This window comes from Flavobacterium seoulense, assembly GCF_000695795.1.
Taxonomy (GTDB): domain Bacteria; phylum Bacteroidota; class Bacteroidia; order Flavobacteriales; family Flavobacteriaceae; genus Flavobacterium; species Flavobacterium seoulense.
This window is the reverse complement of sequence record NZ_JNCA01000034.1, coordinates 23,907-38,388: the sequence shown is the minus strand read 5'-3', so window position 1 is coordinate 38,388 and position 14,482 is coordinate 23,907. Positions and strand designations below refer to the sequence as shown.

Genomic DNA, 14,482 nt, shown 5'->3' with positions numbered 1-14,482 from the left:
AAATGAAATTATTGTTAGCTTTTTGTATTGCAATATTCTCGCTATTTGCAGTTGTTAGCCAATTTGATTTAATGTTATCTAATAGTACAAATACCTTTCTCGAAACAACCGTTCGTTTCTTTAGCTTTTTTACTATTTTAACTAATAGTCTGGTTGCGGGTTATTTTTCTTTTCTCATTTACAATAGTTTAAAACATAAAAAATCTATTGAATTTAATTTTGCAACATTAACATCAATAACAGTTTACATTAGTATTGTAGGTTTAGTTTACCAAGTTTTATTACGCCACGCCTGGAATCCTGTGGGCTTGCAAAAAATTGTTGACGAAATGTTGCATTCTGTCAATCCTACACTAGTACTTCTTTATTGGTTTATAAATAAAAGTGACCACTCTTTACAATACAAGCACATTTTATCTTGGTTAATTTATCCATTAATTTATCTGGTTTGTGTTTTAGTTCGCGGACATTTTTCTAATTTCTACCCTTATCCGTTTTTAAATGTAAATATTATCGGATTTCAAAAAGTTATAATCAATAGTATTGGGATGACATTGCTTTTTATAATTATATCAATACTGTTTGTCTGGATTTCGAAATTAAATCCCAAAAAAGCAAATTAAAACAATCAACTTTTAAAAGATTTCATTGTGTTTTATTATTTTTAAAGTCTAAAAAATCGCACAATGCAAAATCTCCAAACCGATTTAAAATTACTTTCAATCATATCAATCATTCTATTTTTCACTTTTATCTTAGGATTAATAGTCGATCGTATGTTAAAACGTTTTTTGCAAAAGAAATTAACACACAAAAATTTTGACATTACAGGATTCAAGTTCTTAAAACATTTAATCATTACGATTATTTACATCATAGGAATTTCATTTGCATTAATCCAGATTCCCGAATTTAAAATTATCGGGCATTCTTTATTAGCTGGTGCCGGAGTCATTTCGCTAATAGCTGGTTTAGCTTCTCAACAAGCCTTAAGTAATATTATGAGCGGAATTTTTCTGGTAATTTTTAAGCCTTTTCGAATTAACGACCGTATTACAATCAACACTTTTACTGGTGTAGTCGAAGACATTAATTTAAGACAAGTAGTCCTAAAAGATGCCGAAAACAATAGAATTATTATTCCAAATTCGGTTATAAGCAATCAAATTATTCTAAACACCAATATGAAGGATACCAAATGCTGTAAAACAATCGAAATAGGAATTGGTTACGAATGTGATATCGAAAAAGCATTAGCAATCATGAAAGAAGAAGTTGCTCAACATCCATTGTTTATTGATACGCGAACTCCCGAGAACAAAAAAGAAAACATCCCTTTAGTGATTGCCAGAGTTGTTGCATTAGCCGATTCCAGCGTGAATTTAAAAGTCTGGGCATGGGCAAAAAACACTAATGACGGATTTGTAATGTACTGCGATTTATTACAAAGCATAAAAAAACGTTTTGATCAGGAAGGAATTTCGATTCCTTTTCCACAAAGGGAAATAACTATTAAAAATAATTTTCAAAAAAATCAGCAAGATCAAAACACTACAATTTTAGGTTTTTAAACTATATTTGAAAACCTAAAAATTTAAAATATGTTTACTATTGACCAAATTAAAGCAGCACATGAAAAAGTAAAATCGGGTGCTGATTTCCCTAATTATATTCAGGATTTAATTAATCTAGGCGTAAAAGGCTACGATACCATTGTAACTGACGGCAGTGTTTCTTATTTTGGAGACAATAATTTTACTGCAAATACTGATAAAAAATACAATGCATTAGCCGTACTTCCAACAGCTAATAAAGAACGTTTTATCGAATTTTTAGTAATGCACCAAGACGGTCAGACTGATTATTTAACTTTTTGCCAGCATGCAGCACAATGCGGAATTGCTAAATGGCGTGTAGATATTATCGAAATGACCTGTACTTATTATGATAGTTCCGAAAATCCTATTTTGATAGAAAAAATTCCTGAATAAAACCAACTATTCTATTAAAAACCAAAAATCAACCATGAAAAAAATTTTCATTACTCTTTTTGCACTTTGGAATTTTAATAATTATGCCCAAACCCAATCAATTAAAAATTCACCTAAACTTAGCGAAGATATTCCCAGTAATGTAGGAATGTCCAGCGAAAGACTGGCGCGAATTGATATTATGCTCAACAAAGCCGTTGCCGATTCTGAAATTCCAGGAGCTATTGCACTTGTAGCCCGCAAAGGCAAAATTGTCTATTTCAAAGCTTTTGGAATGGCAGATAATGCGACTTCAAAACCTTTAAAAACGGATGCTATTTTCAGGATTGCTTCTCAAACAAAAGCTATTACAACAGTTGCAGTTATGATGCTTTGGGAAGAAGGAAAATTTAAACTCGATGATCCAATTGCAAAATACATTCCCGAATTCAAAAACGCTCAGGTTTTAGATTCGGTTTATCCCAACGGAAAATACACAACAAAACCAGCCAAAAGAGAAATTACTATTCGTGATTTAATTACACATACTTCCGGAATTGGTTATGGCCAAATTGATAGTGATCCGCGTTTTAAAAAAATATATAAAGATGCCGGAGTAACTGATTTGTTTACGACAGATAAAATTACTATTGCCGAAAGCGTCAAAAAACTGGCAAAATTACCATTACATCATAATCCAGGAGAGAAATTTACTTATAGCGAAAGCTTAGACGTTATTGGGTATTTTATCGAAATTATGTCAGGAATGCCAATGGATGAATTTTACAAAACCCGAATTTTTGATCCGTTAGAAATGAACGATACTTATTTCTATTTACCAGAATCAAAATACAACCGACTTGTAACGGTACAAACCAAAGAAAAAGGCAAATGGATTCCGTTTCCAAATACATTTTACGATGTCAATTATCCAAAATCAGGAGCAAAAAGCTTTTTTTCAGGTGGTGCCGGACTTTCGAGTACAGCCAAAGATTATGCTACTTTTTTACAAATGTTCCTAAATAAAGGTGAACTCAACGGTATCCGATTATTAAGCAGAACTACCGTTCAGTTTATGTTAGCTAACCAAATTGGCGAAGTCTGGGGAAAAACCGATGCTGGTCACGGTTTAGGTTTTAGAGTTTTAAACCAAATGGGCGAAGATTTAGGCGGTCAGGGAAGCGCAGGAACTTTTAACTGGGGCGGCTATTTCAACACTCAATATTTTGCCGACCCAAAAGAAGAACTCATTGGTATTATCTTAAAACAAACTCAAAAAGCTAATGATAATACAGGCTGGAAATTTCAAATATTAGCCGAACAAGCTATTGACGATTAATCTATTCGAAAAAACATCTACAAAAGCGGTTTCTTTCTTAGAAATTGCTTTTTTTGTTTTTAAAGTACTACAGAATATTCAATAGTACCATTTTATTATAAAATGGATTTTATTAAATTTACGAGAACTTACTATTTAATACAGCAATATGACCTCTTTCAGTAAACAATTATCATTTCGTTGGGCAGATATTGATCCTAATTTTCATGTTCGCCATAGCGTGTATTACGATCAGGCTGCACAACATCGTGTCGAAATATTAGAAAGTCTTGGATTGACTATGAAAGCGTTTCAGACACAGCATTTTGGTCCTATTCTTTTTAGAGAAGAATGTATTTTTCGAAAAGAAATCAAACTCAGTGACACCATATTCATTCATACTAAAGTAGCCAAAATGAGAGCCGATGCCTCACGATGGACTATTAATCATGAATTGAGAAATGAAGAAGATTTACTTTGTGCAACTATTACAGTTGATGGCGCCTGGATGGATACTAAATTAAGAAAGTTAATCAATCCAGTACCCGAAATAGCAATACAAGCCTTAGCAAGTATTCCAAAATCTGATGACTTTATGGAATCCTAAAAACTCAAAAAAACACCTTTTTGAAAAGTAGCCTATGCAAACTAAAGTTGGAATCGTATTATCTGGTGGAGGTGCCCGCGGAATTGGGCATCTCGGAATGCTAAAAGCCTTAGAGGAATTTGGCATTAAACCTACACATATTTCGGGAACAAGTGCCGGAGCAATTGCCGGCGCTTTTTATGCGGCAGGTTATTCGGTACTTGATATTTTAAAGATTCTAAAAAAAGGGAATATCTTTAGTTTTTCTAATCTCTTAATGAAAAGACAAGGTTTATTTGCCATGAAAGGTTTTCATGATATTTATCTCGAATGCTTTCCAACAAACAGTTTCGATGATTTAAAAATACCGCTTTACATTGCTGCAACCGATATTTTAAAAGGCGAATTGGTCTATTTTTCATCAGGTAATTTGTCTAATGCTATTATGGCTTCCTCTTGCCTGCCCTTATTATTTCAGCCTATCAGTTTTAACGATACACTTTATGTTGATGGCGGTGTAATCAATAACTTTCCTATCGAACCTCTGGTAGGACAATGTGATGTAATCATTGGCAGTTATGTGAATTCCATCAAAAAAGAAGTTGACAAAGTAGGCATGAACAATATCTTGGATCGTTGTTTTCATCTGGCTATGAAAAGTTCAGTCGAGCAAAAAACACTCAGCTGTAATGTTTATTTCGAACCGCCAAATATGAGTCAGTTTAGTCTTTACAACCTTAAAAATGCCGATCAAATTTTCGAATACAGTTACGAATATGCACTTACTCTGGAAGACGAAATCAAAGCACTTAATGTTCAGTTATAAAATCAGAGTCTATTTTTCTAAACTGTTTTCTGAATTCTATTTTTTTGAATACTAAATACTAAACACTGCCTTCTATTTTCTTTTCTTATCTTTACGGCTAATAAAAATAGATTGCCCTTTATGAATACTGCTGCACATTGGAATATTTTATTATCCAATCAAATCAATAAAAAAGAATTTATAGAAACCATTCTTTCAGGAAGAGCCACTGCCGAATTAGCTCCGTTTAACGAATTAAAAGGAATTCTTTTTTCCGATTTAGCAATTGATCATTTTATCCAAAAAGAATTTCAATACCTGGAATTAACTGCGGTAGATAACAACCGAAAATTAAGTACTTTTTCTTCTGGTCAGCGTAAAAAGAAATTCTTGCAATTTTGCATGGATCAAAATCCTGATTTTATCATTTTTGATAATCCAATGGATCATTTAGATCAGGCTTCCCGAATTGAATTATCAAAACTATTAGAAGAACTAACTTCTAAAATTAAAATAATTCAGCTTATCAATCGTCATGCTGATGTATTGCCTTTTATTTCGAATAACAGACAAATCAATTCCAATACTTTTCTATTAGAAGAAATTACAAATGAAGTTCACGAGTCTAAAATTATAAACCAATCGGGAATTCCGCATCCGGCACATGCTATTGAATATAACGAAAAAGTGTTGATTCAAATGAATAATGTATGTGTTAGTTACGAAGGCCGTCCTGTAGTAAATAACATTAACTGGACCATACAGCAAGGTGAATTCTGGCAATTGATAGGTCCAAATGGTTCCGGAAAAAGTACGCTTTTATCATTAATCAACGGAGACAATCCTAAAGGTTATGGTCAGGATTTATACTTATTTGGTCGAAAAAAAGGAAGCGGCGAAAGTGTTTGGGATATCAAAAAGAACATTGGTTATTTTGCGACCAATATGACTAGTTTATTTACCAGAAATCACACCTTAGAACAAATGATTTTATCCGGTTTTTTTGATTCAATCGGATTGTATGATTTACCAACAACGCTGCACAAAAAAATTGCCGATCAATGGTTGGAATTAATCGGGATGAAACATCTTAAAAACCAAATGTTCAAACGTCTTTCGGTAGGTCAGCAACGACTGGCTATGATTGTACGTTCGGTTTTAAAACACCCGCCTTTGGTAATTTTAGACGAACCAGTTGAAGGATTAGATGATGAAAGTGTAGCCTTAGTTACCCAACTTATCAATTTACTAAAACAAGAATCGAATATGACTATTGTTTACGTTTCACACCGAATCGAACCTAATCTTGCTCCCAACTCAGTTTTTGAATTAATTCCTACCGATGAAGGTTCTACAGGAGTTATTAAATAATATTGAAATCCGATTTATGAAAGTAAGTCGGATTTTTTTATGGTCTTGGGACTATATTAAACGAAATTCAAACACTTCAAAAATTCAAACATTTTTCTCAATCTTTTTACAAAATCATTAAATTTTAATTTGATTTTATTTCTTTTGTTGCTAAAAACAATATTTTCCATAACTTCGTTTTTAACGAATGTATTAGCCAAAAACAAATAAGAATGATTAATCAGGAAGAAGAATTAAAACGAACCATAGGCGTAATGGGTTTATCAGCCAATATTATGAATGTAATAATTGGCGCCGGAATTTTTGCTCTTCCTGCTATTGTTGCCTCTTCTATGGGATCTTCCAGTATTTTTGCTTATATTTTTTGTGGCGTTTTAATGGCATTAATCATGCTCTGTTTTGCCGAAGCTTCGAGCAAAGTAACACAAACAGGAGGTGTTTATTCGTATATAGAAACAGCTTTTGGTCCTTATGCTGGTTTTTTAGCAGGTATTTTTACCGTAACCGGAACTTTATTAGCTGATGCTGCGGTTTCTAATGCCTTAATTAATGTGCTGGGTTCAGCAAATCCTGTTTTCCAAATTGCCTGGATGCGAATTTTATGTTTAACAATCGTCTTTGGTGGTTTAGCTTTTATCAATGTTATTGGTGTTAAACAAGGGATTGGTTTGGTAAAAATCAATACCGTTGCAAAATTAATTCCGCTGTTATTATTAATTATTTTTGGATGGGAAGCAGTTGCTATTGAAAATTTAACCATCGAAAGTTTTCCTGATATTCAGCAACTGGGCAAAACTTCTCTTATTTTATTTTTTGCATTTCAGGGCTGCGAATCAGGAATTGTAGTTTCTGGTGAAGTGATTAATCCAAAACGAACCATTCCAAAAGCAATTTTTATTAGTATTTCGGCAATTGTAGTGCTTTATATGTTGATTCAAACTGTCGCTCAGGGAGTATTAGGCAATCAGTTACCACAATTTACCGCTACTCCACTCGCTGCTACTGCTAATTTTATTTTTGGTCCTATTGGATTTGTAATTCTAACCATTGGTGCAGCTATTTCGATGTTTGGTTTTTTAAGTGGTGATATTCTAAACAATCCCAGAACGCTTTATGCATTAGGTCGTGACAGAGTTATTCCGATAAAAGCCATAGCTAAAATTCATCCTTCATTTGCCACTCCGTACATTGCTATCATTATTTATGCTTTGCTGGGCTTTACTTTTGCCGCTACCGGAAGTTTTGAAAGTTTGGTGGTTATTGCCAGCAGTTCGATACTCATTGTTTATTTAGGAGTGGTATTAGCCGTTATCAAATTACGCTACACCCGCGAAACCAAACCAGACGAATTTACGATTCCCGGCGGATTAACCATTCCTATACTTTCTATTAGCATTATTGTTTATTTTTTATCTAATTTAACTCGAAATGAAATCATTGGAACGCTGATTGCCATCGGTGTTTTATCTGTAATTTATTTTTTAATACGCTTTTCGAATAAAAAATAAGCTTCGTTTTCAATTTATTTCGAGTGTCCTGTCTGCAATGCAGGATGTATATTTGCTTATAATTTTCATATCTTCGTTTTTTCGCAAAATTTACCTTCGTTAAAAGAGGCATTCTTTTTGTGAACATCATTCTATTAACTTTTACAACAAGAAATGAAAAAAATCTGTTTACTCCTTCTTGCTTTTTTAGCAGTTACTCCGCAAGCATTTTCGCAAAAAAACAATAAAGATGTTTTTCCTGATGGAACTAAAATACCGAATTGGTTTCTGGATGCAACAAAAATAAATCCAAGCGATTTAGGTAAATTTTATTCTGTTACTGATTATGGTGCGGTAAACGATAGTACCATTGTACAAACTAAAGCAATCCAAAAAACTATTGACGAAGCTTATAATAATGGCGGTGGAGTTGTTGTGATTCCAAAAGGAGTTTTCATGAGTGGTGCATTATTTTTTAGAGCCAATACACATTTGCACGTATCAGAAGGAGCTACTTTAAAAGGTTCTGATAACATCAATGATTATCCTAAAATGCCTTCCAGAATTGAAGGACAAAGTATCGAATATTTCACAGCTTTGGTAAATGCTTATGGGATTAATGGTTTTACCATTACAGGAAAAGGTACTATTGACGGAAACGGATTAAAATACTGGGAAGCTTTCTGGCAAAGAAGAAAAGAAAATCCAAACTGTACTAATCTTGAAGTTTCAAGACCGCGTTTAGTATTTATATGGAAATGCGATAATGTTCAGGTTCAGGACGTAAAACTACACAACTCAGGTTTCTGGACAAGTCATTACTACCAATGTAATAATGTAAAAATCCTTGATTTGCATATTTTCTCTCCACACGAACCAGTAAAAGCGCCAAGTACTGATGCTATTGACATTGATGTATGTACTAATATGCTAATTAAAGGTTGTTATATGGCCGTAAATGATGATGCAATTGCATTAAAAGGCGGAAAAGGTCCTTGGGCTGATAAAGATTTAAGCAATGGTGGCAATGAAAATATTATTATCGAAGATTGTGAATTCGGATTCTGTCATGCAGCTTTAACAAGTGGTAGTGAAGCTATTCACAACAAAAATATCTTAATGCGTAATTGTACTGTTAATGATGCTAAAAGACTTTTATGGTTAAAAATGCGTCCTGACACACCACAAAATTACGAGTACATTACTGTTGAAAACATTAAAGGTTATGCCTACAGTTTAATTTATGTAAAACCCTGGACACAATTTTTTGATTTAAAAGGCCGAAAAGAAGTTCCGCTATCGTATTCAGATCATATTACTTTGAGAAATATTGATTTAAAATGTGATGTTTTCTATGATATGAAAATTACTGAATACGATAAATTAAGCAACTTTACTTTCGAAAATTTAAAAGTTGAAGCTAAAAATGGTGCTGTTGACAAAAGTATCATCAAAGGTTTAACACTTAAAAATGTTGTTGTAAATAATAAAGTAATTAAGTAATTACTACTTTTAGCTATTCTAATCATTAAAGGGTATAATATAATTTTATTATGCCCTTTGCTTTTTTTAAACCATTTCTATGAAACCACTATTTTCCTATTTTTCATTATTGCTTGTGCTTTTGACCGCTAATACAAATGCACAAAACACACCAGCACCATTAAAACTCGTTCAAATTATTCTAACCGCTAATCATGCTGATTGGAATTACAAACTCAACGAAGAAGCGACTATAACAATTAGCGTACTTAAATATGGTTCACCAGTTGAAAATGTTACCGTTGAATATCAATATGGTCCGGAACAATTAACTCCTGAAAAGAAAGGAGCACTTCAATTACAAAGTGGAATTGGAGAAATCAATATTGGAACTGCAAAAGTTCCCGGATTCCGTCAGTTAAAAGTAGAAACTAAAATTGATGGATATGTTTATAAAAACGAAATTAATGTAGGTTTTGCTCCTTTCGAAATCAAACCGACAGTCAATTTACCTAAAGATTTTGAGTCTTTTTGGCAAAAGGCAAAAGCTGAAAATGCTAAAATTCCAATGGATGCTGTAGTAACTCACAAGCCTAACTTATCAACTGCTACTGTAGATGTTTATTTGGTTCGTTTGCAAAATTATAAATTAGGTAACTACTTTTATGGCTATTTGAGTAAACCAAAAGACAATAAAAAACATCCGGTTTTATTCAATCCACCAGGAGCTGGAGTTAAAAAAATAGTTCCAATAACGGCTTATGCAGAAAAAGGTTTTATAAGCTTAACAACCGAAATTCATGGTATTTCTCCGGAAATGAGTGATGCAGATTTGAATGTAGCAAAAGAAAAACTTAAAGACTATTGGGCAATTAACTTAGATAATAAAGACAATTATTACTATAAAAAAGTATATTTAGATGGTGTTCGTGCCATTGATTTTTTAACCAGTCTTCCTGAATTTGACCAAAAAAATGTAGTCGTAACTGGCGGAAGTCAAGGAGGCGCATTGACTATTGTTGCTGCCGGAATTGACAAAAGAATTAATTATATTTCATCATTCTATCCAGCATTGAGCGACAACAGCGGTTATTTGCACAACAGAGCCGGAGGCTGGCCTGCTATGTTTAGCGACAAATATCAAAACAATAGTCCTGAAAAAATTAAAACAATGGAATATTATGATGTAGTAAATTTTGCCCGAAACATTAGTGTTCCTGGATTTTATTCTACTGGATATAACGATAATACTTGTCCGCCTACTTCTACTCTTTCGGCTTTTAATTCGGTAAAAGCCCCTAAAGAGATTGTTATCACTCCTATTTCGGCACATTGGCGATTTGGTGAAACCGATGATAAATCAATGAAATGGCTGCGAGAAAAATGCGGAATCGAATAAATAAAAACGCTTTAATATTGTAATTATGACTAAAAAAACCACCTTTCTTATGTTATTATTACTTGCAGTAAGCTTATCTTCTTACAGTCAGGTAAAAGATTCAATATCAGATTATATTTCGATTATAAAAACCAATATTTACAAAGATTATAAAAAAATGTATCGCAAAGGCGGCGGTTCATTAGTGTATCCGTTTCTTACGCCTGGAAGCAATCAATATGATAATGTATTGTGGGATTGGGATTCCTGGTTGAGTAATATAGCACTTCGACAAATTTTAACCGACATTGGTACACAAAAAGACAAAGAAGAAGCTCTAAAATACGAACAAGGCTGTGTACTCAACTTTTTACATTATGGAGATTGGGATGGTTATTTGCCAATTGTAATTTGGGAAGATTCAAAACCCCGTGATATTCGTCCTGAAAATATTTATGATGTCAATATGCACAAACCTGTTTTGGCACAACACGCAGCATTTATTACCAAAACTAATGGCGGTAATGCAGAGTGGATTCGGGAAAAATTTTACCATCTTCAAACATTTGTAAATGCTTATAAATCGCATCACAGAAATCAGGCTACAGGACTTTATTACTGGCAAAGTGATGTTGCAATAGGTGTAGATAATGATCCCAGTACTTTTTTCAGACCTAATAAAAGTTCAGCTTCCATCTATCTCAACTGTTTGATGTATAAAGAATTATTATCGATGGTTTATTTAGCGAATCAATTGAATTTATCGAATGTAGGTCAGGAATTTGCTACTGATGCTGAAAATCTGAAAACAGCAATTCAAAAAAATTGTTGGGACGAAAGAGACGGTTTCTTTTATAGTGTGGATTTAAACTTGCGTCCTGTTACCAATGTTGAAGACAATACGTTGGGTCGCTCGTTTATTATTCACAGTGGTTATCCACGAGATTATGATTGTTTAATCCAAAGAATTGGTGTTTGGAGCGGATTTTTAGCACTTTGGTCAGGAATTGCTACTCCAGAACAAGCTGAAAGAATTGTAAAAGAACATTATTCGAATAAAAAAACATTCAACTCTGCATCTGGTGTTAGAACGCTTTCAAAAATGGAAAAAATGTACAGTTTAAGATCAAGTGCAAATCCGTCGAATTGGAGAGGCCCTATTTGGGGAATTTCAAACTACATGGTTTTTAAAGGTTTAGAAAAATACGGCTATAAAAAAGAAGCGAATGAATTAGCTCAAAAAACAATCAATTTATTCGGAAAAGATTTTAAAAAGAATGGCGCTTTGCATGAATATTACGAACCAGAAACTGGTGTACCTATGTTAAACAAAGGATTTCAAAACTGGAATTACCTTGTTTTGAATATGGTAGCCTGGTTAGAAGGTAAAAAAGCGGTGGAAGAATTCTAAGACTACTTTTAAAACCGTTTTTAGTAAACATGAAATTAATAAGGAGTCAGAACGCTATTTGAGTTTTTATTCATTTCATCCAAATTTGTTTTACTACTTTTGTATTTCATAAAACTATCACTATGTCTACAGCAAAAAAAGACTATAAAAAAATTACAACAAAGTCATTAATCGATATGAAAGCTCAGGGAGAAAAAATTTCCATGCTTACGGCGTACGATTATACTATGGCAAAAATTGTTGATTCGGCTGGAATCGATGTAATACTTGTAGGAGATTCTGCTTCTAATGTTATGGCAGGACACGAAACTACGCTACCTATTACTTTAGACCAAATGATTTATCATGCATCATCAGTGGTAAGAGGTGCTGACAGAGCTTTAGTAGTTGTTGATTTGCCTTTTGGTAGTTATCAATCTGATCCTAAAGAGGCTTTGCGTTCTTCTATTCGAATAATGAAAGAAAGCGGCGGACATGCCGTAAAATTAGAAGGAGGAAAAGAAATTAAAGAGTCTATCAAAAAAATATTAAACGCAGGAATTCCTGTAATGGGACATTTAGGTTTAACACCACAATCGATCTATAAATTTGGAACTTACACCGTAAGAGCCAAAGAAGAACAGGAAGCGATAAAATTAATCGAGGATGCTAAATTATTAGAAAAGTTAGGTTGCTTTGCTTTAGTTTTAGAAAAAATTCCAGCCAAATTAGCCCAACAAATTGCCGAGAGTATTTCTATTCCGGTAATTGGAATTGGAGCAGGCTCAGGTGTTGACGGTCAGGTATTAGTTATCCACGATATGTTGGGAATGAATAATGAATTCAGTCCGAGATTTTTACGCAGATACATGAATTTATACGAAGGAATGACTTCGGCTATTAGCCAATATGTAACTGATGTTAAATCGTCTGACTTCCCTAACGAAAAAGAACAATACTAAGATGTATTCGAATAGATATAAATTCTAATTCTTCTTATTATTTACTAAAAATGCCCAAAATACCGCTTATCTTTGTGACTACGAAGAAAACGCTGTTTCGGGCATTTATTTTGTATTCAAATTAATTCATTAATGAAAGAACTTTCAAATAAAAATAACCTTCAGGTTTTACATGAAGACAATCATATTATTGTAATCAACAAACGTGTAGGCGACATTGTTCAGGGTGACAAAACGGGAGACAAACCACTTAGTGAAGTAGTTAAAGAATACATTAAAGACAAATATAATAAACCTGGCGAAGTTTTTCTAGGCGTAGTGCATCGTTTGGATCGACCTACAACCGGAATTGTAGTTTTTGCCAGAACCAGCAAGGCTTTAACAAGATTGAATGAATTATTTAAAAACAGAGAAACTCAAAAAACTTATTGGACAGTTGTAAAAAATAAGCCTTCGCAAAAGGAAGCAAAACTGATTCATTACATTAAAAGAAACGAAAAAAACAATACTTCTAAAGCACATTTAAAAGAAGTTCCTGATAGTAAAATGGCAAGTTTGGATTACCAAATCATCAAAGAACTTAATAATTATTTTGCATTAGAAATCAATTTACATACAGGAAGGCATCACCAAATCAGAGCGCAGCTTTCTGCTATTGGATGTCCTATAAAAGGTGATTTAAAATACGGATTTGATCGCAGTAATCCTGACGGCGGAATTCATTTACATGCCAGAAAATTAGTTTTTATACATCCTGTTTCTAAAGAATCACTTACTATTACTGCTCCTACTCCTAACGAAGTTATCTGGAATGCAGTCTAACTAACAAATTACTTTACCCAAAATTGCATCAAAAAATCATGAAATCAAATAGAAACCGAATTCAGGAATTAAAAAATAATGGATACAACTTACAGTTTGAAACTGTATTCAATTTTGCTTTTGAAAATTATAAAAAAATAGCAATCTATGCCGGATTATTGCTTTTGGTTTTATTGGTGTTTTTTGGAATTGCTGCATCCATAATTTTAGCCTTTAGTGTAGATATTGAAAATCTTCAGGAATTATCGAAGCTCGAAAACTTTAATCCAAAAAATTTATCGGATGAATTTTTAGCTTATTATTTAGTTGGTTCTACCCTATTTAGCTGTATTATAAGTCCTATTTATGCTGGATTTATCAAAATGGCGCATTGTGCACAAATAGATGAAGAGTTTCATGTTTCTACCGTTTTTGAATACTATCGATTTTCTTATTTTAAAGAATTATTCATGGCTACTTTATTAATCACAGTAATGAGTTTAGGAATTTCTTCTTTGTTTAATTTAACGGGAATTCCTGTGCTGGGATTATTTGGATCAATAACAATTTCTTTATTAAGTATTCTTAGTATTCCGTTAATCATTTTTGATGATTATAAAGCTTTTGAAGCTATTAATACCAGTTTCAATCTAATTTCAAAACAGCCACTAGTAATTTTAGGACTTTTTGCGGTAGGTTATTTATTTTCTATGGTTGGACTTATGGTTTTTATAATTGGTTTATTATTTACATTACCCTTAATGTTTTCTTTATATTATGCTATTTACAGTATCATAATTGGTCATGAATAATAGATTTTCGAGGTATTAATTACAGAATTTATTTTTTTAACAAAAGAGCCGTTGTTTTCTTCCAAATTATGTTATTTTTAACAAAATTTAACAATCTCTTTTTATTGATAAATTTCAGTA

14 protein-coding genes are annotated in these 14,482 nt (G+C 32.8%); all 14 read left to right on the top strand.

The window, feature by feature from the left end; translation table 11 throughout:
• The first annotated feature begins 2 nt into the window (after positions 1-2).
• The 14 genes from FEM21_RS15390 to FEM21_RS15325 all read left to right on the top strand — a co-directional run bounded on the left by FEM21_RS15390 (position 3) and on the right by FEM21_RS15325 (position 14,362).
• On the top strand, positions 3-623 hold the full coding sequence (locus FEM21_RS15390; RefSeq protein ID WP_035662360.1) for a Pr6Pr family membrane protein: 621 nt from the start codon (positions 3-5) through the stop codon (positions 621-623).
• Positions 624-686: 63 nt separating this feature from the next.
• Positions 687-1,571 (top strand): mechanosensitive ion channel family protein, encoded by an 885-nt coding sequence (locus FEM21_RS15385; RefSeq protein WP_035662356.1) that lies wholly within the window; start codon positions 687-689, stop codon positions 1,569-1,571.
• A 30-nt stretch (positions 1,572-1,601) separates the two neighbouring features.
• The gene (locus FEM21_RS15380) at positions 1,602-1,991 is read left to right on the top strand and encodes a DUF1398 domain-containing protein (protein WP_035662353.1); all 390 of its coding nucleotides are present in this window, start codon (positions 1,602-1,604) and stop codon (positions 1,989-1,991) included.
• A 34-nt stretch (positions 1,992-2,025) separates the two neighbouring features.
• A complete protein-coding gene (locus tag FEM21_RS15375; protein ID WP_035662349.1) occupies positions 2,026-3,309 on the top strand; it encodes a serine hydrolase domain-containing protein in 1,284 nt (427 codons plus the stop codon).
• A gap of 148 nt (positions 3,310-3,457) precedes the next feature.
• On the top strand, positions 3,458-3,895 hold the full coding sequence (locus FEM21_RS15370; protein ID WP_035662346.1) for an acyl-CoA thioesterase: 438 nt from the start codon (positions 3,458-3,460) through the stop codon (positions 3,893-3,895).
• Positions 3,896-3,929: 34 nt separating this feature from the next.
• Positions 3,930-4,700: a patatin-like phospholipase family protein gene (locus FEM21_RS15365; RefSeq protein WP_035662343.1), complete on the top strand. Its 771-nt coding sequence runs from the start codon at positions 3,930-3,932 to the stop codon at positions 4,698-4,700.
• Between the two features lie 120 nt (positions 4,701-4,820).
• A complete protein-coding gene (locus FEM21_RS15360; RefSeq protein ID WP_035662338.1) occupies positions 4,821-6,050 on the top strand; it encodes an ATP-binding cassette domain-containing protein in 1,230 nt (409 codons plus the stop codon).
• Positions 6,051-6,262: 212 nt separating this feature from the next.
• The gene (locus tag FEM21_RS15355; RefSeq protein WP_035662335.1) at positions 6,263-7,558 is read left to right on the top strand and encodes an APC family permease; all 1,296 of its coding nucleotides are present in this window, start codon (positions 6,263-6,265) and stop codon (positions 7,556-7,558) included.
• Positions 7,559-7,711: 153 nt separating this feature from the next.
• A complete protein-coding gene (locus FEM21_RS15350; RefSeq protein ID WP_035662331.1) occupies positions 7,712-9,040 on the top strand; it encodes a rhamnogalacturonidase in 1,329 nt (442 codons plus the stop codon).
• A 79-nt stretch (positions 9,041-9,119) separates the two neighbouring features.
• Positions 9,120-10,418 (top strand): acetylxylan esterase, encoded by a 1,299-nt coding sequence (locus tag FEM21_RS15345; RefSeq protein ID WP_035662329.1) that lies wholly within the window; start codon positions 9,120-9,122, stop codon positions 10,416-10,418.
• 49 nt (positions 10,419-10,467) lie between these two features.
• Entirely contained in the window at positions 10,468-11,808 is a 1,341-nt protein-coding gene (locus tag FEM21_RS15340) for an MGH1-like glycoside hydrolase domain-containing protein (RefSeq protein WP_201448300.1), read from the top strand.
• Between the two features lie 122 nt (positions 11,809-11,930).
• Positions 11,931-12,749, top strand: a complete 819-nt coding sequence (gene panB / locus FEM21_RS15335; protein ID WP_035662319.1) for a 3-methyl-2-oxobutanoate hydroxymethyltransferase — start codon at positions 11,931-11,933, stop codon at positions 12,747-12,749.
• 132 nt (positions 12,750-12,881) lie between these two features.
• The gene (locus FEM21_RS15330) at positions 12,882-13,571 is read left to right on the top strand and encodes an RluA family pseudouridine synthase (protein ID WP_035662317.1); all 690 of its coding nucleotides are present in this window, start codon (positions 12,882-12,884) and stop codon (positions 13,569-13,571) included.
• Positions 13,572-13,609: 38 nt separating this feature from the next.
• Complete coding sequence (locus FEM21_RS15325; RefSeq protein WP_051627638.1) at positions 13,610-14,362, top strand: DUF2189 domain-containing protein; 753 nt, start codon at positions 13,610-13,612, stop codon at positions 14,360-14,362.
• Positions 14,363-14,482 lie beyond the last annotated feature (120 nt).